Source organism: Clostridium sp. MSTE9 (assembly GCF_000277625.1).
GTDB classification, from domain to species: Bacteria; Bacillota; Clostridia; order Oscillospirales; family Acutalibacteraceae; genus Faecalispora; species Faecalispora jeddahensis.
This window is the reverse complement of sequence record NZ_AKFU01000035.1, coordinates 325,946-351,388: the sequence shown is the minus strand read 5'-3', so window position 1 is coordinate 351,388 and position 25,443 is coordinate 325,946. Positions and strand designations below refer to the sequence as shown.

General features: G+C 51.5%; 29 protein-coding genes. 9 read left to right on the top strand and 20 right to left on the bottom strand.

Translation table 11 applies throughout. From position 1 onward, the window contains the following. Positions 1-8: 8 nt before the first annotated feature. The 5 genes from ytfJ to HMPREF1141_RS10485 are packed head-to-tail and all read right to left on the bottom strand — an operon-like array spanning position 9 to position 3,164. Entirely contained in the window at positions 9-437 is a 429-nt protein-coding gene (gene ytfJ, locus HMPREF1141_RS10505; RefSeq protein WP_009063578.1) for a GerW family sporulation protein, read from the bottom strand. A gap of 46 nt (positions 438-483) precedes the next feature. Beyond that, entirely contained in the window at positions 484-1,146 is a 663-nt protein-coding gene (locus HMPREF1141_RS10500) for a DUF2953 domain-containing protein (RefSeq protein ID WP_009063936.1), read from the bottom strand. 42 nt (positions 1,147-1,188) lie between these two features. Further along, positions 1,189-1,752, bottom strand: a complete 564-nt coding sequence (gene scpB / locus HMPREF1141_RS10495) for an SMC-Scp complex subunit ScpB (protein ID WP_009064014.1) — start codon at positions 1,750-1,752, stop codon at positions 1,189-1,191. Further along, complete coding sequence (locus HMPREF1141_RS10490) at positions 1,743-2,462, bottom strand: segregation/condensation protein A (protein WP_009063838.1); 720 nt, start codon at positions 2,460-2,462, stop codon at positions 1,743-1,745. The genes scpB and HMPREF1141_RS10490 overlap by 10 nt, the downstream gene beginning before the upstream one ends. Before the next feature lie 3 nt (positions 2,463-2,465). Then, complete coding sequence (locus HMPREF1141_RS10485) at positions 2,466-3,164, bottom strand: site-2 protease family protein (protein WP_242824588.1); 699 nt, start codon at positions 3,162-3,164, stop codon at positions 2,466-2,468. A gap of 353 nt (positions 3,165-3,517) precedes the next feature. On the opposite strand from HMPREF1141_RS10485, the gene rpmB reads away from it, so the two are divergent. Together rpmB and HMPREF1141_RS10480 are read left to right on the top strand one after the other, a co-directional pair. Beyond that, a complete protein-coding gene (rpmB, locus tag HMPREF1141_RS17135; RefSeq protein ID WP_074432602.1) occupies positions 3,518-3,706 on the top strand; it encodes a 50S ribosomal protein L28 in 189 nt (62 codons plus the stop codon). 97 nt (positions 3,707-3,803) lie between these two features. Continuing rightward, a complete protein-coding gene (locus HMPREF1141_RS10480; RefSeq protein WP_051044297.1) occupies positions 3,804-4,241 on the top strand; it encodes a hypothetical protein in 438 nt (145 codons plus the stop codon). A gap of 204 nt (positions 4,242-4,445) precedes the next feature. Here the strand turns inward: HMPREF1141_RS10480 and plsY are convergent, their stop codons facing one another. The 10 genes from plsY to hisH form a co-directional block, all read right to left on the bottom strand. Next, positions 4,446-5,162 carry a glycerol-3-phosphate 1-O-acyltransferase PlsY gene (gene plsY, locus HMPREF1141_RS10475; RefSeq protein WP_009063798.1) on the bottom strand — a complete coding sequence of 239 codons (717 nt, stop codon included), beginning with the start codon at positions 5,160-5,162 and terminating at the stop codon, positions 4,446-4,448. A gap of 15 nt (positions 5,163-5,177) precedes the next feature. After that, positions 5,178-6,500 (bottom strand): ribosome biogenesis GTPase Der, encoded by a 1,323-nt coding sequence (der, locus tag HMPREF1141_RS10470; protein ID WP_009063945.1) that lies wholly within the window; start codon positions 6,498-6,500, stop codon positions 5,178-5,180. Positions 6,501-7,108: 608 nt separating this feature from the next. Beyond that, a complete protein-coding gene (rpmF, locus tag HMPREF1141_RS10465; RefSeq protein WP_035316903.1) occupies positions 7,109-7,291 on the bottom strand; it encodes a 50S ribosomal protein L32 in 183 nt (60 codons plus the stop codon). A 26-nt stretch (positions 7,292-7,317) separates the two neighbouring features. Next, positions 7,318-7,812, bottom strand: coding sequence for a DUF177 domain-containing protein (locus HMPREF1141_RS10460; RefSeq protein WP_009064359.1), 495 nt, complete (start codon positions 7,810-7,812; stop codon positions 7,318-7,320). A gap of 65 nt (positions 7,813-7,877) precedes the next feature. Further along, entirely contained in the window at positions 7,878-8,621 is a 744-nt protein-coding gene (locus HMPREF1141_RS10455) for a coenzyme F420-0:L-glutamate ligase (RefSeq protein WP_009064363.1), read from the bottom strand. Positions 8,622-8,734: 113 nt separating this feature from the next. Then, complete coding sequence (locus tag HMPREF1141_RS10450) at positions 8,735-9,151, bottom strand: hypothetical protein (protein WP_009063576.1); 417 nt, start codon at positions 9,149-9,151, stop codon at positions 8,735-8,737. A gap of 72 nt (positions 9,152-9,223) precedes the next feature. Further along, the gene (locus HMPREF1141_RS10445) at positions 9,224-10,564 is read right to left on the bottom strand and encodes a glucose-6-phosphate isomerase (protein ID WP_009063966.1); all 1,341 of its coding nucleotides are present in this window, start codon (positions 10,562-10,564) and stop codon (positions 9,224-9,226) included. Between the two features lie 115 nt (positions 10,565-10,679). Further along, positions 10,680-11,819: a D-alanyl-D-alanine carboxypeptidase family protein gene (locus HMPREF1141_RS10440; RefSeq protein ID WP_009063699.1), complete on the bottom strand. Its 1,140-nt coding sequence runs from the start codon at positions 11,817-11,819 to the stop codon at positions 10,680-10,682. A gap of 214 nt (positions 11,820-12,033) precedes the next feature. Continuing rightward, positions 12,034-12,792: an imidazole glycerol phosphate synthase subunit HisF gene (gene hisF, locus HMPREF1141_RS10435; RefSeq protein ID WP_009063947.1), complete on the bottom strand. Its 759-nt coding sequence runs from the start codon at positions 12,790-12,792 to the stop codon at positions 12,034-12,036. Beyond that, entirely contained in the window at positions 12,792-13,430 is a 639-nt protein-coding gene (gene hisH / locus HMPREF1141_RS10430) for an imidazole glycerol phosphate synthase subunit HisH (protein WP_009064232.1), read from the bottom strand. Before hisH ends, hisF begins: the two co-directional genes overlap by 1 nt. Before the next feature lie 210 nt (positions 13,431-13,640). Here hisH and HMPREF1141_RS10425 point away from each other — a divergent pair, with 210 nt between their 5' ends. Both HMPREF1141_RS10425 and HMPREF1141_RS10420 read left to right on the top strand, forming a co-directional pair. After that, entirely contained in the window at positions 13,641-13,859 is a 219-nt protein-coding gene (locus HMPREF1141_RS10425; RefSeq protein ID WP_009063519.1) for a DUF3787 domain-containing protein, read from the top strand. Between the two features lie 132 nt (positions 13,860-13,991). Next, entirely contained in the window at positions 13,992-14,576 is a 585-nt protein-coding gene (locus tag HMPREF1141_RS10420; protein ID WP_009063784.1) for a manganese efflux pump, read from the top strand. Between the two features lie 103 nt (positions 14,577-14,679). On the opposite strand, the gene HMPREF1141_RS10415 is transcribed toward HMPREF1141_RS10420, so the two are convergent. Both HMPREF1141_RS10415 and HMPREF1141_RS10410 read right to left on the bottom strand, forming a co-directional pair. Further along, positions 14,680-17,826, bottom strand: coding sequence for an SMC family ATPase (locus HMPREF1141_RS10415; RefSeq protein ID WP_009064045.1), 3,147 nt, complete (start codon positions 17,824-17,826; stop codon positions 14,680-14,682). Next, positions 17,823-18,977, bottom strand: a complete 1,155-nt coding sequence (locus tag HMPREF1141_RS10410) for an exonuclease SbcCD subunit D (protein WP_035316973.1) — start codon at positions 18,975-18,977, stop codon at positions 17,823-17,825. The genes HMPREF1141_RS10415 and HMPREF1141_RS10410 overlap by 4 nt, the downstream gene beginning before the upstream one ends. Before the next feature lie 442 nt (positions 18,978-19,419). On the opposite strand from HMPREF1141_RS10410, the gene HMPREF1141_RS17560 reads away from it, so the two are divergent. Next, entirely contained in the window at positions 19,420-19,590 is a 171-nt protein-coding gene (locus tag HMPREF1141_RS17560) for a hypothetical protein (RefSeq protein WP_009064028.1), read from the top strand. 109 nt (positions 19,591-19,699) lie between these two features. Here the strand turns inward: HMPREF1141_RS17560 and HMPREF1141_RS10405 are convergent, their stop codons facing one another. The 3 genes from HMPREF1141_RS10405 to HMPREF1141_RS10395 form a co-directional block, all read right to left on the bottom strand. Then, positions 19,700-21,382, bottom strand: a complete 1,683-nt coding sequence (locus tag HMPREF1141_RS10405) for a glutamine--tRNA ligase/YqeY domain fusion protein (protein ID WP_009063454.1) — start codon at positions 21,380-21,382, stop codon at positions 19,700-19,702. Between the two features lie 13 nt (positions 21,383-21,395). Further along, complete coding sequence (gene gltX / locus HMPREF1141_RS10400) at positions 21,396-22,853, bottom strand: glutamate--tRNA ligase (RefSeq protein ID WP_035316901.1); 1,458 nt, start codon at positions 22,851-22,853, stop codon at positions 21,396-21,398. 161 nt (positions 22,854-23,014) lie between these two features. Beyond that, a complete protein-coding gene (locus HMPREF1141_RS10395; RefSeq protein ID WP_009064061.1) occupies positions 23,015-23,818 on the bottom strand; it encodes a M15 family metallopeptidase in 804 nt (267 codons plus the stop codon). A gap of 269 nt (positions 23,819-24,087) precedes the next feature. Between HMPREF1141_RS10395 and HMPREF1141_RS17130 the strand changes: the two genes are divergently transcribed. The 4 genes from HMPREF1141_RS17130 (at position 24,088) to HMPREF1141_RS17550 (ending at position 25,404) form a co-directional block, all read left to right on the top strand. Continuing rightward, positions 24,088-24,264, top strand: a complete 177-nt coding sequence (locus HMPREF1141_RS17130) for a DUF1540 domain-containing protein (RefSeq protein ID WP_009063651.1) — start codon at positions 24,088-24,090, stop codon at positions 24,262-24,264. A 234-nt stretch (positions 24,265-24,498) separates the two neighbouring features. Further along, positions 24,499-24,990 carry an amidase domain-containing protein gene (locus HMPREF1141_RS10390; RefSeq protein WP_009063413.1) on the top strand — a complete coding sequence of 164 codons (492 nt, stop codon included), beginning with the start codon at positions 24,499-24,501 and terminating at the stop codon, positions 24,988-24,990. A 79-nt stretch (positions 24,991-25,069) separates the two neighbouring features. Continuing rightward, positions 25,070-25,246: a hypothetical protein gene (locus HMPREF1141_RS17555; protein WP_009064125.1), complete on the top strand. Its 177-nt coding sequence runs from the start codon at positions 25,070-25,072 to the stop codon at positions 25,244-25,246. A 2-nt stretch (positions 25,247-25,248) separates the two neighbouring features. After that, positions 25,249-25,404, top strand: coding sequence for a hypothetical protein (locus tag HMPREF1141_RS17550; RefSeq protein ID WP_009063815.1), 156 nt, complete (start codon positions 25,249-25,251; stop codon positions 25,402-25,404). Positions 25,405-25,443 lie beyond the last annotated feature (39 nt).

The window sequence follows — 25,443 nt, the reverse complement described above, 5'->3', positions numbered from 1 at the left end:
TTTAGTAGTTAGATTTGAGGATCGTCCAGCTTGCCGGATTCAGAAGAGGACGCGGATTTTTTCGCTTTCTTCTGTGCGATCATGTCGTTGACCTTGTCGAATACCTCGGGCACCATCCCGATCACGCGGTCTACCGAACCGTGGTACGGGTCAACCTGCATCATCCGCACATTTCCGCCGCTGATGGTCAGAAACGCCACCGGCTGAATGGTGATGCCCGCTGCGGCGCCGCCGCCGAACATATTCCTATCCGCGGCAGCCTTTGCCGGAAGATCGGAACCGCCGGAGCCGAAGCCGTAAGAAATTTTTGAAATCGGAATGATGATTGTGCCGTCCGGCGCCGTGATGGGATCGCCGATAATCGAATTGACGTCCACCATCTGCTTGATCTTTTCTAAGGTAGTATTCATCATGCCTTCAATGGGATGTTCACTCATTTTATTACACCGCTCTTTCTTTTCTTTCTTTCGTCAGTTTTCCCTGTTATGATTTTCCCGCAGCTTCTCCGGCCATTGCGGCCTGACGTCCTTCTTCCCGCTTTTGCCGCAGAACCATTTTGACATACCGCAGCAGCGCGTACAGGCCGGCTGCGATCAGAAACACCAAACGGACGCTGCCGTCCATGAGCATTTGTGCGGAGAGCTTTTCCCCGTTAAAATCGGGTGTTATCAGCACATCGTAGTGTTTGCACCGAAATGCCGTTACCAATGTGCCGGCAGCAGGATAAACCACTCCACTGACCGTACCGTACAGCACAGCAGTTGTGGCGGCGTCCTCTGCCCCCAGGACAACACGAATTTTCAGTTCCTTCAGAATAAAGTGCGAAAGCAGCCGCTTTGCCGCGCCCGCGGCGATGGAAGCAAGCTCAGAAAGGAAGCTCAGGAACCCTGTGAAGCCCTTTTCTTTTATTATATCCCGAACAGACTGCTTTTTGTCTGGCTTGCCTTTCTTTTTCTCTTCTTTTTTCTTTTTCTTAGCCTCTTTTTCAGGCTCTTCCTCTGTGGGGAAACGATAATGGAAGAATAGATACCGCGCTTCTCCCGAAAAACCATCCTCCATCTCGAAAGATAAATGGATTTTCACCCGGGCTGCCAGCGCCAGTGCCAACAAGCCGAGAAAGCCCAGTAAAATCCAAACCCAGGTCATTGGCGCGTACCCTCCTTCGATTTTATGCTTTGTCCAAAAGGCTTAAAGCGTTTTTTCCGCAGTTTCATCTTCCTCTTCCTCCGAATCCTCCGGGCTGCTCTGAGGCAGAGGAGGCAGATCGTTCAGGGAGGAAAGATTCATGCAGCGCAGAAAATTGGGCGTTGTGCCGTACAGCAGCGGCCGGCCAGGCAAATCGAGCCTGCCCCGTTCCTCCACAAGTCCCTTTTCGCACAGATTAGAGATGACCCCGGAGCTGTCCACCCCGCGCACCTGCTCCACAAAGGCCTTGGTAACCGGCTGCTGATAGGCAATCACCGCCAGAACCTCCATAGCGGCCTGTGAAAGAGGGGCGTTTCTTCTTAAATCCAGTGTGCGCCGTACCGTTTCACCATATTCATCGGCGCTGCACATTTGGTACTGATTTTCTAATTGTATGATCCGTATTCCTTTGGCCGACTGATTAAAGGAATCCATCACGCTCTTCATGAGCCTCACCGCCGTAGCGCGATCCAGCTCCAGGGCCTCTGCAATCCGTTCCAAGGGAACGGCGTCTCCGCTCGAAAACAGGATGGCCTCGATCGCGCCCTGCAATTTTTTTATTTCCATGGGTCTGCACCGCCAGTCAACAGAGTTATCGTCGTTCCGCTTTCCTCTCCGTCTACGCGGACACGGTGATTTTTCACCAGCTCCAGCACCGCCAGAAAGGTTGCGACCAGGTCTGATTTCTGCCGGCTTTCCCACAGAAGGTCATGAAACGGCATCCGTCTTTTCTTCCACAAGCGGCGGAGCACAAAGATAATCCGCGAAGCGACCGAAACCGGCTTGCGGGTCACAATTCCATCAAACGATGTCGCCGGAGGAGGCAAAAAGCGTTTCCCCCTCCCCGCCGCGCTGAGATACGCCGCAAGAAGCTCGTCCGGATGATGGGAACGGCTGTACACCCGTTCCGGCGGCAGGGGCGCCGGCTGCCGGACAAACGAATCCCACGAAAAAAGCCCGCCCAGGGCCTGCGCCGTCCGCTTCCATTCCTGGTATTCCATCAGCTGCCCGGTCAGCTCCCGGCGCAGCTCCTCCGCTTCTTCATTCTTCGGGAGCAGAGAAACGGTCTTTAAATACACCAGACGCGCGGCCATCTCTAAAAACTCGCTGGAAATCTCCATCTGCTGCTCCTGCATTTTTCCGATCTGCCCCATGTACTGGTCGAGCAGATCGGAAATCGAGATGTCGCAGATTTCCACCTTGTTTTTGGCGATCAGAGCCAAGAGCAGATCAAGAGGGCCGTCAAACACATCCAGATGATACTCCAGCTTTTCCATCTGTTATACACCGAACAGGACAAACGGAAGATCAGCAAGCCATATAATTCCGGATCTCACCCACGACTGCATCAGGTAAAGCGGCTCATTCAGAAAGCCGAGGAACAGCAGCGCAAACAGTGCCAGCATGATCATCCGCTGGTTCTGATAATACCGATACATCGCGCGGTCCGAGAGAAATGCCGCCAGAACTCTGGAGCCGTCGAGCGGCGGCAGCGGGATGAGATTAAATACCGCCAGCATGACATTGATATTGATATAATACCCGAAAAACACCGCGACCCCAAACTGAATCGACTGCGGGATGCTTCCCTGAAATAGGAAAATCACGTTCAGAAGGATCGCGCCCAACAATGCGGCCAGAATATTGGAAACCGGCCCCGCCAGAGCGGTAATCGCCATATCGCGCTTGGGATTTTTAAAATTGCGTGTATCCACCGGAACGGGCTTGGCCCAGCCAAAGCCAAACAGCAGAATCGCGAGCGCTCCCAGCGGATCGATGCTGGCCAGCGGATTGATCGTCAGGCGGCCCTGATACGCCGCGGTATTATCCCCCAGCTTTTTCGCCATCCAGCCGTGTGCATATTCGTGTATAGGCAGTACGCAAAAAATGATGACCAGAACAGCTAAAATCTGCATGAGAACACTGATCATATTGATGGGAACGCCTCTGAAAATAGATTGAATTACCTGATAAAGCATTTTTACCGCCTTTCGCAGAACGGCAGCCATATTACTGTACTTCCGTTTTTTCGCAGGGACCGTTCCCATCGTTTTCTCCCAAGGATGGGAAAAAACGGCCGAGCCTTGCGCAACAAAGTGACAGCCGCTGCCTGTACGTAAAAGTGTGTGATTTGTTAGCATTATAATACGTTTTCCAATAAAAGACAAGAGAATGTTCCCCGCGGATCGGGCTCGTCATACGGCGGAACACCCGGATTTTGGCTGATTTTTGCAATTCCTGCGCAAATGAGTGAAAAAAAGCTTGCATTTAGCCTTTAGATTTGCTAGAATATTCTTCGTAGTTTAAAGCCCTTTAAAGGAGGTGCAGACACATGGCGAAGTGTGAGGTTTGTGGCAAGGATATTGCTTTCGGTATAAAAGTTTCTCATTCTCACAGACGTGCGAACAGAACTTGGAAGCCCAATGTAAAACGCGTAAAGGCAGTTGTTAACGGCAGTCCGAAGCGTATTTACGCCTGCACCCGTTGTTTACGTTCCAACAAAGTGACCCGCGCAGTTTGATGACGTAAAACCGGAAAGTTTAGAGGAGCCTGATGCAGGTTCCTTTTTCTTTTTTTGTAGAGAATTTGATTCGCAGAGTTCATTTGGAGGATACGCAATGCCAGATCAGACTGAACTCCTGTTTCATCATATCGGAAAACCTGTGGCACTGGAAAGCATTCGAAATCACAAGGATGTGAAATACAGCCCTCTCTTTGACATGTACTCATTGGATAGGACAAACGAATTCTCTCTTCCGATTGAATGGCATGCTTTTGGAGAAAACTCACCACTGGACATGAGAATTCAGACGGAGCCTCATATCGCTTTCAAAGTCAACGATATTGCTTCCGCATTGAAAGAAAAAGAAATTGTCATGCCCCTGTACGAGCCTTTTGCCGGCTACCGCTGCGCCATGGTACAGATCAACGGAACGCTGATCGAGCTGATCGAAACCTCTTTGCCGGAAGAAAAAATCTGGCATGATGAAGCAACGCTGAAAAACGGCGTCCTATACGGCGGCCAGGAGGGCAAACTGCCGCCCCGAGAGGAATAACGTCTGAGTCTCATCCCTACTCCCGGCAAAACCGCTGTATTCCTTTCTATTCTAACGTTATCATACATTGGTTATAAAACCCAAAAAACTCTTCCCCGTCATCAATGCGGGGAAGAGTTTTTTATCGTTATACTGCTTTAAAGAAGCCACTGTACTTTCAGCATACTGTTTTAAAGCAAATTGACTGTATTGTAATGAGAGGAATCACTGTGGCGGAGCCTTGCGGGAACGCAGGCTGACTTTCTTCTCCGTTCCATCCAGAATCCGCTTGATATTCCCTCGGTGTTTGATGATCACAATGCACCCGATGATAAAGGAAGAAACCGTGGCGACCACAACATAGGACAGCGGCACCGTGGCGCTGGAACGGTAATCGTAGAAAAAGGTCAGGAAGAAGGTCGCAAACGGGTAGATGGCCGCGCCGCATATTGACCCCAAAGATACCATTTTGGAACAGAACACTGCAAGGAAAAAAGCGGCCCAAACGATCAGGGAAACGCGCCAGTCAATAATCATGATCATCGCAATGGAGGTAGTCACTCCTTTGCCGCCCCGGAAGCCGAAGTATAAGGGGAAAATATGGCCCAAAATACACACGATTCCGGCAATGTAAGCGCCCGTCTGCTCGATCACCATAGGCGAGATGGCGGGAATTTGAAAGAAGTAGCTGAAAATTGCCCGACCGGCCAGAACAGCCAGAACGCATTTTAAAAAGTCAAAGATAAAGGTCAGGGCTGCCGGCAGTCTGCCGACAGAACGCAGCACGTTCGTTGCGCCGGCATTTCCGCTGCCCATTTGGCGAATATCAGTCTTTTGACCGAATATTCGGGTAATCAGAATGGAAGAATTGACGCTGCCAAGCAAATATGCCACCAAAGCAGTCAAAACGATTGCCAGAATGATATTTTGTAGATTCTCCAAAGAAAACCCTCCTCCTTATTTGTCCCCGCGCTCCCGAACGACCATTCGGATCGGAGTGCCCTCCAGTCCAAAGGTTTCGCGAATTCGGTTTTCCAGATAACGCTGATAGGAAAAATGGAACAAATCCGCAGAATTGACAAAACAAATAAAGGTTGGCGGCTTCACGGACGCCTGGGTCATGTAGTAGATTTTCAGGCGCTTGCCCTTATCCGTAGGCGGCTGAACACGCGCCGTCGCCTGTGCCAGAATATCATTGAGTACGCCGGTACTGATGCGCATGGAATTCATACTGGCTACATGATGAATGGTTTCAAAGAGTTTATCTACCCTCTGCCCCGTGTGGGCGGAAATAAAGATGATGGGCGCATAGGACATAAAGGAAAAGTCCTTTTCCAGCTGCTTGCGGTAGTCGTTCATGGTGTGGCCATCTTTCTCCACCGCGTCCCATTTGTTGACCGCAATGACGCAGCCCTTGCCCGCCTCATGGGCCCGGCCCGCCACCTTGGAGTCCTGCTCGGTAAATCCGACGGTAGCGTCGATCATGATCACGCAGACGTCTGAACGCTCGATGGCCATTTCGGCGCGAAGGATGCTGTAACGCTCAATGGAATCCTCCACTTTGTTTTGGCGGCGGATTCCGGCTGTATCAATCAAAATAAAGGTGCCGGATTCATTTTCGATTTTGGTGTCGATCGCGTCGCGGGTCGTACCGGCCACATCCGAAACGATGCTGCGGTTTTCACCGGCCACATAGTTGATCAGAGAGGATTTTCCCACGTTGGGCTTTCCGATGACGGCAACACGAATGATCTCCCCCTCATCCTCCTCGCCGGTTTCGTCCGGGAAGAACTCGACAACGCGATCCAGCAGATCACCTGTGCCATGGCCGTGAACAGAAGAAACGGCAACAGGCTCCCCAAGCCCCAGATTATAAAATTCATAAAATTCCGGCGGCGGCTCACCGATCCGGTCGCATTTATTCACGCACAGAATGACCGGGCGGCCGCTTTTCTGCAGCATCGCCGCAACCTCCGCATCCGTCGCCACCACGCCGGAATGCAAATCCGTCACCATGATAATCACATCCGCGGAGTCGATCGCAAGCTGAGCCTGCGCACGCATCTGCGACAGAATAATATCCTTCGATTCCGGCTCAATACCGCCGGTATCCACCAGACTGAATTTGTGATTTCCCCATTCGCAGTCGCCAAAGATACGGTCTCTGGTAACACCGGGGGTGTCCTCTACTATAGAAAGGCGCTGGCCGATCAGCTTATTGAACAGGGTGGACTTCCCCACGTTCGGCCGGCCGACAACCGCCACAATCGGTTTGATCAAATGATTCTTCCTCCTATTGCTGCATGACGCAGCCTTTAATACTGAACAAACTTCAAAACGAGACTGTTTTGAACCACACGGAGAACCATGCGGCGCCAGCATTGCTGGCGGTTTGTTGCCGTTCATAGTCAATTAGCACACCAATGGTGCGTTGCGGGGATTCCCCCGCAGCTTGAAAACCAGACGGTTTTCAAGCGAATGGACGATATCAATCTCATTCTCAGGCAGTGCGGAACACCAAAGCCACAAATAAAATTTCGGATATGGATAAGTTCCCTTTGCCCGCTTTGCTTCTGCCCCAGGGCTTTTGTATCACTTTGTGATAAAGTTCTGACATTCTATTTTGCCCAAAACAATTCGATGCCATCGCGTTTTAACATGTTTGATTATGGCATTTAATTGGTGATTCGTCAAGTAATTCCACTATAAAAATACAAATCACTTTCCCCGTTTTGTGCAGAAAGATTTCCGCTGCCTTTTTCCCTGCTTCGGGAGCTTTTCCGCCGCCTTTGTATGTGCGGGAAACTTGCCGAACACGGGAATTTTCGGTCAAGAAAAAACAGAGAAGGATCTCTCCTTCTCTGTTCTCTGCGAAAATGATAAAGAAATCAAGCTTCTTTTTTCAATACATCTCTGCCGTTATAGTAACCGCAGCTGCCGCAAACTCTGTGAGCCAGTTTGTACTCACCGCATTTCGGACATCTCGCCAGAGCGGGGGCGCTCAGCTTCCAAACGTTGGAACGTCTCTTATTCTGTCTTGCGCTGGATAATTTTCTCTTTGGTACCGCCATTATCAGCACCTCCTTATATCTTTAGATTAATCTATCAGTTGTTTCAGAACCGCCAAACGAGGGTCTGTCTGCCGGGAAACACATTGGCACATCCCCTGATTCAGGTTTTGTCCGCATTGCGGGCACAGGCCCTTGCAATCCGGTGAACACAAAAATCTGGTGGGCAGTTCCAACAAAATATCCTCCCGCAGCAGCGTATCCAAATCCAAACGATACTCCTCTGCGACAATGTACAGGTCGCTGTCCCCGTCCGTTAAAGAGGACACCACAATGTGTGAAAAAGAAAGATCGTAATGGGTGCGGAACTCGGTCGTGCAGCGATCACAGGGGATTTCAAAATCAAAGGATACCCGGGCGTCCAGCTTTGCGGAGCCCGCATGACTTTGAACTGTTCCTGTTACCGCAACGGGAGAAACAAACGGATAAAAACCGTTCACAGTGATAGAGGAGAAAGACATTTCATAAGAAAACGGGAGAACCTCACCGTCACTCAGCATGATCTTTTTCAGTTCAAGAATCATATCATTTTACCTCGACACTACAATATGCTATTATATCGACTTGCTTCTCTTTTGTCAACAAGAAATCAGGATAAATCTGCTTTTTTTATCAAAATCAGCGGGGTCAGTTCATCCGATTGTCCGGCAGGGTTGTCCTTGATCATCGCGATCAAATCCTGGTCCGGCACCGAGGCCAGAGTGTCGGATTTTCCGAAGATGACGACGCTCAGATCGTTGGCGTCTACCAGCAGACAGTCGATGCCGAGCTCCTGCTGGATGTCGTTGCAGACCTTGACCGGTTCCTTTGGATTGAGCAAAGCCAGATCATGGTACAGCTCAAACGAAGAACCCATGTAGAATCCGTCGATTCCGTCGATTCCATGCCCGGCAATCTTGTAAAACACGCCGTGGATTCCAAACAGCTTCGTCACTGCGGAGCAGAACGACGCCAAAAGGATTCTGGGCAGACCCGCCAAGTTGATCGCCAGCTGAAGCTTGTACGGCTCGTCCATGGCGATTCCGTGATTGTTTGAAGAAGCAAACTTAGATAAAAAGCGTGCCCAAAAGCCGATTTTTACGTCCTTCTTCTCGACCACGTTATTCTGGCACATGGAAATGATCTTCTCACTCAGGGACAAAATATCCCCGGGCTCATGTAAGGGCTGAACATACTTTCTTACCAGCTCCACATACGACTCGCCGCGCTGTACAAAGTGCGTCTGAATCGCATACCGCTGGTGCTCCTGACCGTTCACCGTTACGGGGTCCCGCAAAAAATAAGTAATCCCGTTTTCCTCGCGCCTGGCTTCCGGCAGATTTCTAAACGACATACAGATGATCTCCTCGCTGTCTTTTTGCACAAAAGCGCTGCCGGCAGTAAAAACTGCCAGCAGCTTACTTTACAACACTGACATTCTAATACTGTGATCGAAAGCAAAACGAATCAGATCTCGGCGATCTCCGCTTTGATGCCTTCGGGAAGCTCGTTCTGGTCCAAAGAAACGGAAAGAAGGATTTTGGTATTGGCCAGTTCAGACAGAGCGTTCGCCTTCTCAACAAGAGAGGACAAAACCGCGGAATCGGAACCGATGATTTTCAACGTGGAATCAATAAAGAGGTCGGTCACATCATAGTTTCCAGCGCAGATGCCGCTGATGAAGCCATACAGGCCATCCATGCCCTGCACTCCATAAGCATCGATGTCAACCAGTCTGGCCCTGTGGGAGATATCGTAAGTGAGCTTGAGACCCTTTTCGATTACCACCACGTTGCCGTCCGATTTTTTGACAGCGGCATTCGCCATTTCAATCAGCTTTTTTGTCTTTCCGGAACCTTTCTTACCAATGATGAGAGTGACCATATCAAAACTCCTCCTGCTATTTTTTAGTATTTCCGCAAAATGCGGATTTCAATCCTGAAAGCAAAGAATCTTTCAATGTTTCAGACGTGCCTCCAAAGCAGCCTTTTCGGCCTCGTACCCGGGCTTGCCCAAAAGGGCAAACATGTTTTTCTTGTAGCTTTCCACACCGGGCTGGTCAAATGGATTGACCCCCAGCAGATAACCGGAAACCGCACAGGCCTTTTCGAAGAAATAAATCAGGCCGCCAAGCGATTTCTCTGAAAAATCCGGTACCCGCAGCACAATGTTGGGAACACCGCCGTCTACATGAGCCAAAACAGTTCCTTCAAAGGCTTTTTCGTTGATATAGGACATCGTATTCCCCTGAAGGAAGTTCAATCCATCCACATTCTCCGGGTCGTTGCCAAGCGTGATTTCCTGTTTGGCGTGCTCAAACAAAACCACCGTTTCAAGCAGAATCCGGCGGCCGTCCTGCACATACTGGCCCATGGAATGCAAATCGGTCGAAAAAATAACGGAAGCCGGGAACAGACCTTTTTGATCCTTTCCTTCGCTTTCGCCATAAAGCTGCTTCCACCATTCACACATCACGGCAAAGCAGGGCTCATAGCTGGCTAGCAATTCGACCGTTTTGCCCTTTCTGTAAAACAGATTGCGAATGGCTGCGTATTGATAACATGAATTTTGTTGTAAATCAGGATTCGAATATTCGTCTCTTGCCTGTAAAGCACCCTGCATCAGTTCGTTGAGATCAGCACCGCTGACCGCAATCGGAAGAAGCCCCACTGCGGTGAGCACGGAATAACGTCCGCCGACGTCATCCGGCACCACAAAGGTTTCGTAGCCTTCCTGATCCGCCAGTTTTTTCAGGGTTCCGCGCGCACGGTCTGTAGTACAGTAGATCCTTTCGCGGGCACCCTCTTTGCCATATTTCTTCTCCAATAGCTCACGGAACACACGAAACGCGATGGCCGGCTCGGTCGTCGTGCCGGACTTCGAGATCATGTTGATGGACACGTCTTTCCCCTCACAGATGGAAAGAAGCTCCGCCAGTGCGCTGGAGCTGATGCTGTTGCCGGCAAAATAAATATCCGGCGTGTCTTTTTTCATCGAATTATAGTACGGGGATTTTAAAAACTCAATCGCAGCTCGAGCGCCAAGGTAAGAACCGCCGATGCCGATGACAACAAAAACATCGGTATTCGAACAGATTTTCGCCGCTGCAGACTGAATGCGTGAAAATTCTTCCTTATCGTACTCGCTGGGCAAATCCAGCCAACCAAGAAAATCGCTGCCGGGGCCGCTTTTGGAATGAAGCAGCTCGTGCGCAAGCTTTATCTGGGGCCCAATCGCTTCCAGTTCGCCTGAATTCATAAAACCGGACAGATGCTGTGCGTCAAGCTTTACAGACATGAATGCTAACCTCCTGTCATTTTCTGAATCCTTTTGTTTATTTTACAATATCTTAGCAGTATTTGCAAGGCGGCGGCCGCAAGATTTTACGAATAATTTCGGTTGAAATTACCAATCAGAAGCATACCATTCCCATACAAAGCAGGCGGAATACGGAAAAGAACGTCATTTTTTCCACTGCTGCTTTGGCGCGGATATCGGTTTCCAGAAGCGTTTCGTCCCCCAGTTTATACGTGATTTTACCGATGATCTGCCCGGATTCGACGGGAGCTTCCAGCGAATCTGCCACCACGATCTGGCTGACTACCTCGGATTCTTTGCCCTTTGGCACCAGCAGAGCAGGGTTATCGGTTGTTTCGAGTTCTACCGAGGACTGCATGCCGTTTGTTACAGGAACCTTCTGCAGCTCCGGCTTTTCGGGAGTGGCCATCGACCAGTTGGCAAATCCGTAATCCAGAAGTTTTGCCGCTGAAGAGAATCGGTCGTCTGTCGTTGAGCTTCCCAAAATGACCGCAACCAGGCTGACCTGGCCCCTGGTGGCGGAAGCGCTGATGCAGCTGCCCGCTTTGCCTGTGGTTCCCGTTTTTAGGCCCGTGATTCCCTTATAGCTTTTGATCAGCTTATTGGTGTTGACCAGCTGTGTCTTGCCGTCGCGCACATGGTCGATCCACGTAAGGGTGTACTCTGTGATCTTTTCGTGCTTGAGCAGCTCCGCGGACATCAGGGCAACGTCGTTTGCCGAGGTCAGGTGGCCGTCCTCGTCCAGGCCGTTGCAGTTTTTGAACGTGGTGTCGTTCATCCCCAGCTCTTTGGCTCTGTCATTCATCATGCGCAGAAAATCATCCTCGGTACCCGCCACGTGCTCCGCAAGGGCCACGGCGGCGTCGTTCGCGCTCATAATCACGGTCGCCTTGATCAGATCGTTGACAGACATGGTTTCCCCTTGCTGCAGCCAAATATCCGATCCGCCCATAGAGGCCGCGTGGGCACTGGCAGAGACCGTATCGGTCAGCGCGATTTTGCCGGAATCGATTGCCTCCATGACCAGCAGGAGTGTCATGACCTTGGTAATCGAAGCGGCCGGACGCTTTTCATGGGAATTCTTTTCATACAGAACCTTGCCGGTTTTTGCTTCCACCAGAATCGCCGCAGGGGCCTTCACCTCTTCGTCCGAAATCGCCATTGCGGGAGCCGCGGCGGAAATCAGGACGCAGGCGGACAAGAGCACAGAGATCGTTTGTTTTTTCCAATTCACCTTTCCTACACCTCCAGCATAGAAAACCGGTACTCCCGGTTTTTTCAAAAATTAACCGAATTGACACCATTCCCCGGCACACACGGTTTGATCCAGAGGAACAGAACTTGCTAATTCTTATGCCGTGTCCGGCAAATCTATCCATAAAGCGGGAAATAATCGGAAAAAGAAGCGGATTCCAGAGAGCTGGAATCCGCTTTGAAGTGCCCGCCGATCAGAATCGGACGGAAATGTCTTTTTCTTTGAGATATTCCTTCAGCTCGGGGATGGTAATCTCCCCGAAATGGAACAGGGAAGCCGCCAGAACGGCGTCGGCCTTTCCCTCGGTGAAAGCATCGTAAAAATCCTTCAGGCTCCCCGCCCCGCCGGAGGCAATCACAGGGACGCCTACCTGATCAGAAATGGAGGCGGTCAGCTCCAGATCATACCCGTCCTTTGTTCCGTCGCAGTCCATGCTCGTCAGCAGGATTTCACCCGCGCCGAGGGACACCGCACGCTTTGCCCACTCTACGGCGTCTATGCCCGTATCGATCCGGCCGCCGTTGAGGTAAACCGTCCAGCCGCCGGAGGGCGTCCGTTTTGCATCGATGGCGCAAACCACGCACTGACTGCCGAATTTTTGGGCCGCCTCGCTGATCAGCGACGGATTGCGCACCGCCGCGGAGTTGACTGAAACCTTATCCGCCCCCGCGCGCAGCAGCTGGGTGAAATCCTCCACCGAACGAATGCCGCCGCCTACCGTAAACGGAATGAAAATGCGCTCCGCAACCCGCTGAACCAGGTCGACAATCGTTCCGCGTTCCTGCACGGTCGCGGTGATGTCCAGAAATACCAGCTCGTCCGCGCCCTGCTTATCGTACAGAATCGCGGCCTCTACCGGGTCGCCCGCATCTCTCAAATTGACAAAATTAGTTCCCTTGACCACGCGCCCGTTATTGACATCCAGACACGGGATAATTCGTTTGGCATACATCAGCAGCTTCCCTTCCCTTCCCGGCCGGTTTCCGCCATCCGTGCAAAATTTTTCAGCATCTGCAGACCGGCCTGTCCGCTTTTTTCCGGATGGAACTGGGTGGCGAACACATTCCCCGACTGCACCGAGGCATCGATCGTCACGCCGTACTGCGTGTGTGAGGACACAACTTTCCGTTCGGGTGAGTGTAGATAATAGGAGTGGACAAAATAAACGTAAGACTGATCCTGCACCTGACGGAACAGACCGTCCGTCTGGTCAAGAGTTAAGGAGTTCCAGCCGATATGCGGGATCTTCAGGCCGTCGCCGTCGGGAATGCGGCAGATTTTCCCGGGAAATACGGAAAGTCCTTTTACCCCCGGGGATTCCTCGCTCTCTTCAAAGAGCAGCTGCATGCCAAGGCAAATGCCCAAAAACGGCCGGCCGCCCGCGATGAAATCCAGTGCCGGCTGCCAAAGCCCGGATTGCCGCAGAGAAGCCGCGGCGTCCCCGAACGAACCGACGCCCGGCAAAACAGCCGCCTGCGCCCGCATCAGCCGGCCGGCGTCGTGGGTGATTTCCACCTCTGCGCCGATAAACCGAAATGCGTTGACAACGCTTTTTAAATTGCCCGCCCCATAGTCCAGAATACTGATCATAAGCTCTTCCCTCTTTGCCCATCATTCCGGTTCAAATTTTATATTTTGTTACATATACAAAACGCCGGAGTAATATAATTTTTTTAGAAAATAATATTGGAATAAAGCTACATGCTTTGTATTTATTTTATCATGTTTTTACCGTAGTAGCAAACGAAAGTGCGTATTTTTCCGATGTGATGTCGCACAATAAATACGGAGGTGTTACGTATGCTATTTCACAGAAGAGACAAAGAGGAGCCCGGTCAGCGCAATCGGCTGAATTCCGCCGCAAAAGTGACCGGTCCCGGACCGGAACGGGAGGACACGGACAGCTATACCATTCCCATTACCTATCCGGACAAACGCTACAGCAAAACGAAAGCGGCTATGCCATCTGACGAAAATGTAGAGGAAGCCAAGGACTGGGTAGACTTTAATACGAAATAACAACAGAGGGGAAGAGTAGAAATTTCTGCTCTTCCCCTCTGTTGTTTTAGTAAAAGCTCTCATAATTCCGGTTGTTCCCCAATATATTCTTTTCAGAAGCAAACTTAAAATCAACACGAAGGGAAGCTGCGTATGGACTATTTCTCCCTTGTGGGAATTGCTGTCGGCCTTTCTATGGATGCGCTGGCAGCCTCCGTCGCAAATGGAACTGCCGTACGAAAGGTGACGCCCGGATTTGCCCTGAAGGTCGGCCTGACCTTTGGTCTTTTTCAGGCGTTTATGCCCTGTCTTGGCTGGGCCTTAGGAACGGCGGGTGCCAATCTCTTGATACATATTGAGCACTGGCTCGCTTTGCTGCTGCTGACCTATTTGGGCACACAGATGATCTGGGAATCGTGTTTTGGGGAACATGCCAAAGAGGCCAGATGCCACACTGTGGGAAAACGCGCCCTGCTGATTCAGGCGGTGGCAACCAGCATAGACGCGCTGGCCACGGGGATCATTCTGCCTTCTTCCGTGGGAATTCAAAGTGTGCCGCAGATGATCTTTTCGGTTTCGCTGATTGGAATCATCACTCTTGTGCTTTGCTTTGCGGGAGTATATCTTGGCAGAAAATTCGGATGCCTGCTTTCGGGCCGCGCCGAAATCGCCGGAGGAATCATTCTGATTCTGATCGGCATCAAGATTTTCGCCGAGCATCTGCTCACCTCTGCCTGACGTCTTATTTGAATTTTAATAGGGTTCTCTGCATTCTTCCCCGCTTTCGGCGGGGAAGAATTTCCTGTTTTTGTTTTAAAAAGCAGGTCCCGATCCATTGTCTTCAGCGGCTAGTCAGAACAGCCGTGCTGCCGGTCACACTTTTTCGAATCGTAATTTTTTTATCGATTTTTTCTTTCAGTTCCGGCACATGAGAGATGATGCCGACCAGACGATCGCCGGTTGTGAGCGCCGCCAGCGCGGAGATTGCCTGATTCAGGGATTCCGAATCGAGCGTGCCGAAGCCCTCATCGATAAACATGGTGTCGATCTGTACCCCGCCGGCGTAGCTCTGAATCACGTCGGACAAGCCTAAGGCCAAAGACAGCGACGCCTTGAAGGATTCCCCGCCCGACAGAGAGCGCACGGAGCGCAGCTTGCCGGTATAGTAATCCATCACATCCAGCTCCAGACCGGACTGGCTGCGGTTATCCTCGGGGATTTCCTTGCGAAGAAGCTCAAACCGGCCGTTCGTCATCCGGCTCATGCGCTGATTGGCCTCCTGGATCACCTTTTGAAAATATGCGGCCTGCACATACTGCTCAAACGCCAGCTTCTGGCGTTCGGGCAGCTCCCCGTTTGCCGTTTTAGAGAGGGAGGAAAGCATCAGATAACGATGCTCCAGCTTCTCTTTCTGCCGCAAAGCGTCTTCCAGCTTCTGCAAAATTCTCTGATTCCCGTGATAGCGCTGTGAGGTTTGAGAGACCTGTTCGTCCAATACGGATTTTTCCCGTTTCAGTTCCTCCTGCTGCAAGGCCAGTTTTTCAACGTGCACCGGGCTTTTCCCCGCCGTTTCTTCCCTCAGGCGGCGGATCGTCTCTTCGGTAAAACGCTGGCTTTCCGTAAAGGCCTGCACCTCGTTCCGCCAGGCTTCTACCCGGCTTTGATCCGACAGCGCGGCCCGGTACTCCTCTTCGCTGAACTGGTTTTCTTCCAGCGCCCTGCGGTAATCCTGTTCGGTTTGTTCCAGCCTTTGTTTCTGCTCTGCCAGCTGGTTTGTGTTTTCTTTCAGAACAGCACGAACGCTGTCCAGCTCGTTGCGGCCTTTGGTAAGCGCGGCTTCACTTTCCTGAAGCCGTTTTTTCAGCTCCCCCAAACGGGACTCGGACTCGGCGATCTGCCGCCGCAGCTCTTCCTCTGATTCGCAGGGCAGCTTCCCCCGCACCAGAGCCGCCTCCGCCTGCTTTGCGCTTACCTGCGAAGCAAGGCGCGACTGTTCCTCCGTTTCGCGCTGCACGAGCGGCTCGCATTCTTTTAAAAGCTGCTGTGTTTCATCGAGTTCTTTCGTCCAGAGCTCACGGTTATCGCAAAGCTGTTTGAGCTCGCCGTACTTTTGTTCCAGAACCTTTTTTCGCCCAGTGTTTTCGGTACCGATTGTAATGATCTGGGCTTTGAGCGCGGGGAGTTCCTCCTGCGGAGCAGCTTCCGGCAGAATCTGCCGCCACTGCCGGTAGAGCTCCTGCCGGGCGGACTGTACCTCGACCTCTTTCCCATGTGCCTGCGAACTGGTATCCCGCCGGTGGGCCTCTGCCTGCTCCCGCTGCCCGCGCAGCCGCTGCAGCTCTTGTTCATTCGGAGCGCCTCCGATCATCTCTGCCTTTTGAGGATGTTCTTTCGAGCCGCAGACCGGGCACGGCTCCCCCGGGTGCAGACGACCGGCCAGAACGCCGGCCTGCTGGTCAAAATACAAACGCTCCTTTTCCTCGCACAGGTGGTAAATTCTGCTGTATTCCTCATCGGCGGCCAGATATTCCCGCTGCGCACGTTTCTGCTCTGCTTCCATCGCTTCCAAACGCTTTGCCATATCGTGCAGCAAAAGCAAATTGGAGCGCAGCGCTTCGGCAGTCTCTTTTTCCTTTTCGCATTTTACCAGAGAAACCGGCGCATCCGCGGATTGCGACAGCAGCGCCTGGCGCTCGTCACGCTTTTGAGTAAGCTCTTCCCTTCGTTTGGTTACTTGCTCCAAATGAGTGATATTCTGCGAAAGAGCCCGTTCCAAATCCTTCTGCTGCTGCATCAGCGTTTTGTAATGCGCATAATCCGGCAAAGCGGAGCGCAGGCCAGTTAAGCGCTCTGCAAGCGCTGTTCGCTGCGGCTCGGTTTCCTGCTCTCTGCTCCAGTCTGTTTCTAACTGTTTGAGCTGATTTTCCAAAAGAGCCGAACGCTCGCTGGAAGTGCGGATTCCGTTTTCCAGACGTTCTACATTTTCCTTCGCGGAACAATAAATTTTTTCATACGGCAGCACACGCTCCGCAGCAGCGCCGGCCCTGCGGGCCAGCTGTTCTGTCTGCCGGATCTGCGGTTCCTGTTTCAACAGCTCTTCACGGCGAAGCAGAGCCTGTTCCAGCTCGCGGAACATCCGGTTGATCTGCTCCGCGCGGGTGAGTTCGGCAATCAGCTTTGCATCTGCTTCCTGCAGCTTTTCCTGCTGAAGCTTCTGGGTTTTGAGAAGCGCTTCGTCTTCCCGCAGCATCCTATTCCAAAGCGCAGTCATTTCATCCATGCGGTGCAGATTCTGCTCGACCGCCCATTCCTGCACCAGAGATTCGGCGGTTTGCTCCTTGCTGTAAAGTAGATTACCTGTGTACTGCAATATTGCTTTACAGGAGTCCTCCCACTCGATTCTGGCCGCTTTTTCTCGTTTCTTCAGTTCCATCTGTACCGCTTCCAGCGGCGCTGTGCCAAATACACGGCGAAAAATCTCCGCCCGCTCGCGGTGATCCGCCAGCAGCAGCTTTAAGAACTCCCCCTGCGCGATCATGGCGATCTGCTTGAACTGCTTATAATCGATCCCCAAAAGCTCGGTGACAGCACCGGTTACCCGTACATTCCCGGTGATCACTTTGCCGTCCGGGAAGGTCAGCGACGCATCGGCGGGCTCGTCCGTAACCCCCTCGCCGCTCTTTTTGGGGCGGCGGTATTTGGGATTCCTTCGCAAAAAATATTCCTGGCTACGATGCAGAAAAGACAATTCCACATAGGTTTTTTCCTCCGGGCGTGCAAAATCGCTGCGCAGGCTCTCTACCGGGCGCACAGTACCGCTCGATTCCCCAAACAGCGCGAAGGAAATCGCATCAAACAGCGTCGTTTTTCCCGCGCCGGTATCCCCCGTGATCAAAAACAGCCCCATAGAGCCGAACTGCTCAAACGGAATCTCTACTCTGCCAGCAAAGGGGCCGAACGCGCTGACGGTTAAATGCTTCGGCTTCATCGCATCTCCTCCTGACTGCTGCAAAACAGCGACTCCATTACCTGGGCCTGCTCCTGCGTCATTTCTTTCTGGTTCTGCATCTGGAAGAAATCTTCAAACAGTTCCATCGTTGTTTTTTGAGAAAGATCCTCCCCCGATGCGGCGTTTTTCAGCTTGATTTCCCTGCTGAGGCGGTTTTCAAAATCGAGCCGCATGATGTTCGGGTAAAATCTGCGCAGGCGGCCGATGGGGTCCATCAGTTCCTCGATGTCCGTCAAGGTTGCGTGGATGTAATCCTCCGGATTCGCGGAATTCACAACCTGCGGGTCGGTCAGCTGATCGATCGGGCCGCGGATTTCGCGCATATCGCGCAGCGGAACAAGGGGAATCTGGCGAATCAGGGTATTTCCTTTTTCCAGCAGCTCGACGATCGTCACGGATTTTTTCTGGCGGCTTTCTGAAAAGGAATATTTGAGTGGGGAGCCTGCATATCGAATGGTATCCCGCAGCATTTTCTGCGGGCCGTGCAGATGCCCCAGCGCCACATAATCAAAGGCGTGGAAAACCGCGGCGTCCACCGCGTCCGACCCGCCGACATATGCGGTTTCAGAATCCGACTGCTGTGGCAGCTCCCCCCGGTTGGTTACGAACTGATGCGCGACCAGCACCCTGCGGCAATCCGGCTGATCGGGCACCGATTCCAAAATCGAACGTACGGCATCCTCAGTGCTTTCCAGCTCTTTTTCGGGGAAAAACGGAGCTGCCAGTGCGGGCTTGATAAAGGGCAGCAGGTACAGTTCCACCGGCCCGTACTCATCGTGCATCAGAACCGGTTCTAAGGCGCCATCGTAGGCCGCGGCGATCGTAATCCCCTGGCGGCGCAGAATCCGGCTGCCAAAGCTCAGGCGCTCCGCGGAATCGTGGTTCCCGCAGATCATAAAAACCGGCAGCTTTAAAAACGCCAGACCGGTCAGAAAGTCATCCAGAACCGAAACCGCCTCTCCGGGCGGAATGGTTTTATCATAAACGTCCCCGGCGATCAGGACAGCGTCGGGCTTCTCCTGCTCCGCAATGTTTAAAATCTGCTTTAATATGGCGCGCTGATCCTCCAGCATACTGAATTCATTGACCCGTTTGCCGATATGCAAATCCGCCAGATGCAGCAGCTTCATACAATCCCCCTTTTCTGTAAAGAAAACCGGCGCCGGGGCCATCTTCAGCCTGCCGCGCCGGATATGCTTTCTTTGATTGGTGAATGACTCAGCGGCTCTTTTTCAGGCTGACAATCTGGAGTACGGTCAAAGCGATGCTGACCATTGTCGCCGCAATTCCCAAAACAAAGCTGGCAATCGATAAGCTCTTCTGCATGTTGTTTCACCTCATTCTTTCTTTTTGGATATCACACGGCAGCAGATACAACGGCCTGCCGCCTAAAACACATGGATTCCTCAGTGCAATACTGCACCTGATACCAACAGCTACATTATATCATTTTCGCAAAGATTGGAAAAGCTTTCAAGCAAAAATTTCCGTAAATTCCTCTTGTACATGGCTGACAGATTTTACCGGAGCTGCATAATATATTCATACCAGCATCTGTGCGGAGGTGGAAACATGGAGATCAGAACTAAGATTTACGACTGCAAAAATCCTGAGCAAAATCCGGTGCCCCGTTGGATGGGGTATTACGGAAAATCGGATAAGAGCAGCGTTGAACTGGACCCTGTTGAGCAGTTCAAACAGAATCCAGACAGCTTTTTCCCCGAGTTTACCAAGAAAAAGTGAAAGCGCTGCGCCTGGTAATACACCGGCGCGCGCCGATTTTGCCGCCAGCTGAAACTGCGGCGTTAGAAATGCCCCGGCTTTGCGTACTGCAGGCCGGGGCAAGCTGTTTTTATTTCTTATTGAAGCTGTCTTTGAGCGAAACCGAACGGTTAAAGATAGGATGCTCCGGTGTGCTGTCAAGATCCGGGCAGAAATAACCCTGGCGCATGAACTGGAACGAAGCGGGCGCAGAGGCTTTCGCCACATCGGGTTCTACCTTGCAGTCTTTCAGAACCGTCAGCGAATCTGGATTCAAAAGCTCCAAAAACTCGCCGGCTTCCGGATCGGGAACGGTAAACAGGTTATCGTACAGGCGAACTTCTGCCGAAACAGCGGACGCCGCATTGACCCAATGAATGGTTCCCTTCACCTTTCTGCCGTCCGGCGTGTTGCCGCCGCGGGTGGCCGGATCATATTCCGCATAAACCCCAACCACATTGCCGTTTTCATCCTTTTTGCAGCCGGTGCAGCGAACAATATACGTCGTTTTCAGACGAACCTCGTTCCCGGGGAATAAACGGAAATAGCCTTTCGGCGGTGTTTCGGTAAAGTCGTCGCGCTCAATCCAGACTTCGCGTGAAAAATCAACCTTGCGCGATCCGTCCTCGGGGCGGTTCGGATTATTCTCTACCTCGAACTCTTCCACCTGATCCTCCGGATAATTGGTGATGATCAGCTTGATCGGATCGAGCACGCACATCACACGCTGTGCGTTCAGATTCAGGTCCTCGCGCAGGCAATGCTCCAAAAAGGCATACTCCACCGTGCTGTTCACTTTGGATACGCCCAGACGCTCAATAAAGTTACGGATGGAAGCCGGAGTATAGCCGCGGCGGCGCAGGCCGCACAAAGTGGGCATACGGGGATCATCCCAGCCGGAAACGAATTCCCGCTCTACCAGAAGCCGCAGGCGTCGCTTGCTCATGACCGTGTTGTTAATGCCAAGACGCGCAAACTCGATCTGGCGGGGCTTCGAGGGCAGATCTACATTCTGAATCACCCAGTCGTACAGCGGGCGGTGATCCTCAAATTCCAGGGAGCACAGCGAGTGCGTAATATCCTCCATTGCGTCCTCAATGGGATGCGCGTAGTCGTACATAGGGTAAATGCACCATGCGTCGCCGGTTCTGTGGTGAGAGGTATGACTGATGCGGTACAAAACAGGATCGCGCATGTTGAAGTTGCCGGAAGCTAGATCGATTTTTGCCCGCAGCGTCATGGCGCCGTCCGGGAATTCCCCGGCCCGCATTCTGCGGAACAGATCGATGCTTTCCTCCGCCGGGCGGTCACGATACGGGCTGACTGCCGGATTTTTCAGATCGCCGCGGTTTTCCCTCATCTGATCGGGCGTCAGCTGGCATACATATGCAAGCCCTTTTTCAATCAATTTTTCTGCAAGCTGATACATGGTTTCGAAATAATCCGAGGCATAATAAAAACGGTCGTCCCAATCGTAGCCAAGCCAGTGGATATCTTCCTGAATAGCGTCGACATATTCCGTATCTTCCTTGCTGGGATTCGTGTCATCCATGCGCAGATTGCAAATGCCGCCGAACTTTTCCGCAGTGCCGAAATCGATGCAGATAGCCTTCGCATGGCCAATATGAAGATAGCCGTTCGGCTCGGGAGGAAAACGGGTATGAACGCGCTTGCCTTCAAAGCGCCCGCCCGGCGCAATATCTTCTGTAACGAATTCATGAATAAAATTGCCGGCAGACTCCGGATTCAACGGTTCTCTTTTTTCTTCGCTCATCGTATTCTCCCCATTACCCTTCACATTTTTTCAGACCCAGCTCTAACCGGCGCAGGGACTCTTCCCGGCCAAGAATGGCCAGAATCTCCATCGCGCCGCCCGGTGTAACGGTCTGGCCAGCCGCCGCAATTCGAACGGGCCAGAGAAGCGTACCGTTTTTCACCTCGAGCCGCTGTGCCAGCGCCAACAGCGCTTCGTGCAGGCTCGGTACCGTCCAGTCAGGCAGTTCCCTGAGGACAGAAATCGACTCGCGCAGCAGCGGCGCGGAATTTTCAAGCGTCGTTTTGCTCTTCTTATTCACAAAGAAATCAGCGGGATAATCCGGCAGATCTTTCAAAAAGCCGACCATCTCGGGAATCTCGCTTAGCTTTGTCACGCGGGGCTGCAGAATCAGCGTCAGCACAGACCAATCTGCCTCGGTATCGCCGAATGCCTGGCGATAATACGGCATCGCATACTCTGTAAACTGCTCCGGCGTCATGGCACGCAGATACTCCCCATTGAGCCAGGTCAGCTTGTCGTAGTCAAAAATGGCAGGCGACTTGCTGATGCCTTCGATCGAAAAACGTTCGATCAGCCCCTGCATGTCCATTTTTTCCTCATTGTCTTTGGGGCACCAGCCCAAGAGGGCAATATAGTTGATGATCGCCTCAGGCAGATAGCCTTCCTTGACCAGATCGGCAAAGCCGGTGGAGCCATGTCGCTTCGAGAGCTTTGACGCGGTACCGTCGGCGTTTCTGCCCTTGATGAGCGGCAGATGCACATACGTGGGAATCTGCCAGCCATAGGCCTCATACAGCAGATTGTACTTCGGCGTGGAAGACAGATATTCGCTGCCGCGCACCACGTGGGTGATCTCCATCAGGTGATCGTCGATCACGTTGGCAAAATTATAGGTGGGGAAACCGTCGGATTTCAGCAGAACCTGATCCTCAAGCTCCTTATTCTCTACAGAGATGTCGCCGTAAACGGCATCGTGGAACGTAGTGGATCCCTCGGCCGGCATCTTCTGGCGGATGACATAAGGTGTGCCCGCCGCGAGCAGACGATCGATTTCCTCCTGAGGGAGGTGCCGGCAGTGACGGTCGTATCCGCCAAACGTATTTTCCTCATGCAGGGAAGCCAGGCGTTCCTTCGTACAGAAACAGTAATATGCTTTTCCCTCCTGGACAAGCTGCTCGGCATACTTTTTATAGGTATCCATGCGCTCGCTCTGCACATACGGCCCATAAGGCCCGCCGATATCGGGGCCTTCGTCGTGCTGCAGGCCAACCGTTTTCAGGGTGTCGTAAATCACCTCGACAGCGCCCTCCACCTGACGTTCCTGATCGGTATCTTCAATTCTCAGGACGAAATCCCCACCCTGATTCTTCGCAATCAGGTATTCGTACAGCGCTGTGCGCAAATTGCCCACATGCATAAATCCGGTGGGACTGGGAGCAAATCTGGTTCTAATTTTTTTCTCTTGCATATCAACACCCCTTCAGGATTGAGTCGTTTCTTGCTTGAAACGTGTCTTTTCAAAAAATGACGTTGATCGATTTCCCCCGCCTTCGGCGGGGGAAATCGATACCTTCGTCTTTCAGAAGAAAACAGCCTCTTTCTGTTATTATATCAAAATTTGGAATTTATTCAATTATTTTCTTCGTTTTGTGCCAGGTAATTCACGTATTCCTCCAGGCACATGCCCAGTTCATTCATTTTTTGCGCATTCTCTTTGCCGACATAACGGTAATGCCAGGGTTCAAACATGATTTTCGTGATGTCTTCTTTCTCTCTGGGGTAGCGAAGAATAAAGCCATATTCCGCAGCATGCTGCTTCATCCATTCATAGCCCTTTTCTTTCTCAAATTCCGGGCGCACCCCGTTAACGTCGATCGCAAGACCGGTATTATGCTCGCTGTGCCCCGGTTGGGCCACGGCGATAGCGGCCTTTTCCTTGGCTTCTTCCGGACTCATTCCCTTTTGCTCGTTTTCCTTGATTTCGCGTTCCAGCAGCTCTTTTTGCAGCTCCGGCGCACGGTATGCGGAAGAAATCCAAAGTGTTACGTCGTCTTTTAAGGCTGCTGCGGCCATCTGTTTGTACGGTTCCACAAGACGCTCGTCCATTACCATGTCATACGCCTTGACCAAATTGGGCTTATATTGATCCGGAAGACCGTACTCCCAATTGACAAGAAGTAAATCACTGTCTTTTTCCCATACCTTTGCCAGCTCCGCAGCAGACACCGAAGACTCTGTCGGCGTTGATTCCAGAGCAGAAGATTCGATCACCTCAGAAGATGACGGCGCTTCCGAAACACTGGGCATAAAGGTTCTCATCCAGTGGATCATCGGTTCGTTTTGCGCAATAAATAAAAATAAAATCGAAGACGCCAGAATTAAAAGGCAAAGCAGCAAGAGCGCCGCTGTATTTTTCATTTTAGGGTGCTTCATGATATTGCTCCTTATTTTCCATTGTTTCCCTTAGAATACCTCATTTTACTAAAAATATGAGATATATAGTTCCATATACAGAATAGGCACAACAAACCGGCAAGTCCATCTTGCCTTTGGCGAGGACCCAAATGCCTCGTTTTTAAAAAAGTCGTATGGCTATAGTACCATTCTCACTCGATGGAAGCAATCTCAAAATTTACACTTCATAATTCGTTCTCTTTTTCTCATACTAAGGACAGCCTTTGAGTGAAAGGAGGCGAGCTCAGATGATGAATTCCAATGACCGTCCCAATCCGTCGATCGGATGCAGCGTAGACCAGTGTCAGTATCACTGCGGAACACAGGATTTCTGTTCTCTGGAAAAGATTCAGGTTGGTACCCATGAAAAGAATCCTACCATGGACCAGTGCACAGACTGCCAGTCTTTCCGCGTAAAGCAGTAATTAATGCTCTGCCAAGGCAGGCGTTTTCACCGCCGTGTTTCGGCACAGCGGTGAAAACGTACATAATTCGCTTCGGTGCATAGGATATAATAGCCTCACGGAGCCAAAGCAGGGCTTCGGGCGGGTGAGAGCATTATCATCAGCTTTCTGATTTCAAATTTGGAATGAAATCCTGAAAGACCATTTGATGATTTATGATTCGTATCCTATCTAAAAGTAATGGAGGAAATTTCCATGCTTCGCATCGTAGCCTATAACCGGACCGCTGCTGTAGAGTATGCCCGCAAATGGGCGTTTCAGAGAAATCCGGCCTATTATAATTTTGAAAATCTGGGAGGCGACTGCACTAATTTTGCCTCGCAATGTCTTTACGCGGGCAGCGGTGTGATGAACTACACCCCCACGTACGGATGGTATTATAACAGCAGCAGCGACAGAAGCCCCTCCTGGACGGGGGTCGTTTATCTGTATCAGTTCTTGACGCAGAACAAGGGCCCGGGCCCCTTTGCCACAGAGACAGACGCCTCTGAAATGATGCCCGGGGATATTATTCAGCTGGGTGATCAAACCGGCAGATTCTATCATTCCCCTATTGTTGTGGCGGTCGAGCCGGGTGAAATTTACGTCGCGGCCCATACCTTCGACGCATTCATGCGCCCTTTGAGCTCTTATGTATACGACCGCAGCCGTTTTCTTCACATCGAGGGCGTCAGAAAATATCAATAATGCAATTTTTTCTAAAATTCCCTCCCTTTGCCTGAAATTTTTATGAAAATCAGTGCAAAATAAATAAGAGGTGAATTTTATGGACAAAAAATATCCCGATTTATATGCTTTGATGAAGGATGACCCGGCTGCCAAGCATTATTTTGATTCCCTGCCGGAACATGTGCGTTCGGCTATCGCCCAGCGCCCCGGTGGAGTCAATTCCTTTGAGAGCCTGTGCAGCTATGCCGACAATCTGACGCAGGGGGATCGATAACGATGATTCTGCCGCCAGATGTACCGTGGAGTCAGCCTTTTCTGGAAGAAGAAATCTGCGATGACCCGCTGAAACCGATCTCTCAGACTTCGGAAGAAACGCCGTTTCTTCCGTTTCCATTTAAAGACGATTTTTATCGTCCCGAACAAACCCTGTAAGGAAAAACACTGTACCGAAACGGTACAGTGTTTTTTTAT

Excerpts from the sequence above, each read along its gene's own strand:
- HMPREF1141_RS17130 (WP_009063651.1), top strand. The coding sequence starts at position 24,088 with ATGATGAATTCCAATGACCGTCCCAATCCGTCGATCGGATGCAGCGTA.
- HMPREF1141_RS10500 (WP_009063936.1), bottom strand. The coding sequence starts at position 1,146 with ATGACCTGGGTTTGGATTTTACTGGGCTTTCTCGGCTTGTTGGCACTG.
- HMPREF1141_RS10480 (WP_051044297.1), top strand. The coding sequence starts at position 3,804 with ATGCCAGATCAGACTGAACTCCTGTTTCATCATATCGGAAAACCTGTG.
- gltX (WP_035316901.1), bottom strand. The coding sequence starts at position 22,853 with ATGCAAGAGAAAAAAATTAGAACCAGATTTGCTCCCAGTCCCACCGGA.
- scpB (WP_009064014.1), bottom strand. The coding sequence starts at position 1,752 with ATGGAAATAAAAAAATTGCAGGGCGCGATCGAGGCCATCCTGTTTTCG.
- HMPREF1141_RS10485 (WP_242824588.1), bottom strand. The coding sequence starts at position 3,164 with ATGCTTTATCAGGTAATTCAATCTATTTTCAGAGGCGTTCCCATCAAT.
- HMPREF1141_RS10445 (WP_009063966.1), bottom strand. The coding sequence starts at position 10,564 with ATGTCTGTAAAGCTTGACGCACAGCATCTGTCCGGTTTTATGAATTCA.
- HMPREF1141_RS10425 (WP_009063519.1), top strand. The coding sequence starts at position 13,641 with ATGCTATTTCACAGAAGAGACAAAGAGGAGCCCGGTCAGCGCAATCGG.
- HMPREF1141_RS10490 (WP_009063838.1), bottom strand. The coding sequence starts at position 2,462 with ATGGAAAAGCTGGAGTATCATCTGGATGTGTTTGACGGCCCTCTTGAT.
- HMPREF1141_RS10405 (WP_009063454.1), bottom strand. The coding sequence starts at position 21,382 with ATGAGCGAAGAAAAAAGAGAACCGTTGAATCCGGAGTCTGCCGGCAAT.
- HMPREF1141_RS10395 (WP_009064061.1), bottom strand. The coding sequence starts at position 23,818 with ATGAAGCACCCTAAAATGAAAAATACAGCGGCGCTCTTGCTGCTTTGC.
- HMPREF1141_RS10455 (WP_009064363.1), bottom strand. The coding sequence starts at position 8,621 with ATGTCGTTTAGAAATCTGCCGGAAGCCAGGCGCGAGGAAAACGGGATT.
- HMPREF1141_RS17550 (WP_009063815.1), top strand. The coding sequence starts at position 25,249 with ATGATTCTGCCGCCAGATGTACCGTGGAGTCAGCCTTTTCTGGAAGAA.
- HMPREF1141_RS17555 (WP_009064125.1), top strand. The coding sequence starts at position 25,070 with ATGGACAAAAAATATCCCGATTTATATGCTTTGATGAAGGATGACCCG.
- HMPREF1141_RS10390 (WP_009063413.1), top strand. The coding sequence starts at position 24,499 with ATGCTTCGCATCGTAGCCTATAACCGGACCGCTGCTGTAGAGTATGCC.
- HMPREF1141_RS10460 (WP_009064359.1), bottom strand. The coding sequence starts at position 7,812 with ATGATTCTTGAACTGAAAAAGATCATGCTGAGTGACGGTGAGGTTCTC.
- HMPREF1141_RS17560 (WP_009064028.1), top strand. The coding sequence starts at position 19,420 with ATGGAGATCAGAACTAAGATTTACGACTGCAAAAATCCTGAGCAAAAT.
- hisH (WP_009064232.1), bottom strand. The coding sequence starts at position 13,430 with ATGATCAGTATTCTGGACTATGGGGCGGGCAATTTAAAAAGCGTTGTC.
- ytfJ (WP_009063578.1), bottom strand. The coding sequence starts at position 437 with ATGAGTGAACATCCCATTGAAGGCATGATGAATACTACCTTAGAAAAG.
- HMPREF1141_RS10415 (WP_009064045.1), bottom strand. The coding sequence starts at position 17,826 with ATGAAGCCGAAGCATTTAACCGTCAGCGCGTTCGGCCCCTTTGCTGGC.
- HMPREF1141_RS10410 (WP_035316973.1), bottom strand. The coding sequence starts at position 18,977 with ATGAAGCTGCTGCATCTGGCGGATTTGCATATCGGCAAACGGGTCAAT.
- HMPREF1141_RS10450 (WP_009063576.1), bottom strand. The coding sequence starts at position 9,151 with ATGGTCACTCTCATCATTGGTAAGAAAGGTTCCGGAAAGACAAAAAAG.
- rpmB (WP_074432602.1), top strand. The coding sequence starts at position 3,518 with ATGGCGAAGTGTGAGGTTTGTGGCAAGGATATTGCTTTCGGTATAAAA.
- rpmF (WP_035316903.1), bottom strand. The coding sequence starts at position 7,291 with ATGGCGGTACCAAAGAGAAAATTATCCAGCGCAAGACAGAATAAGAGA.
- hisF (WP_009063947.1), bottom strand. The coding sequence starts at position 12,792 with ATGTATGCCAAACGAATTATCCCGTGTCTGGATGTCAATAACGGGCGC.
- HMPREF1141_RS10420 (WP_009063784.1), top strand. The coding sequence starts at position 13,992 with ATGGACTATTTCTCCCTTGTGGGAATTGCTGTCGGCCTTTCTATGGAT.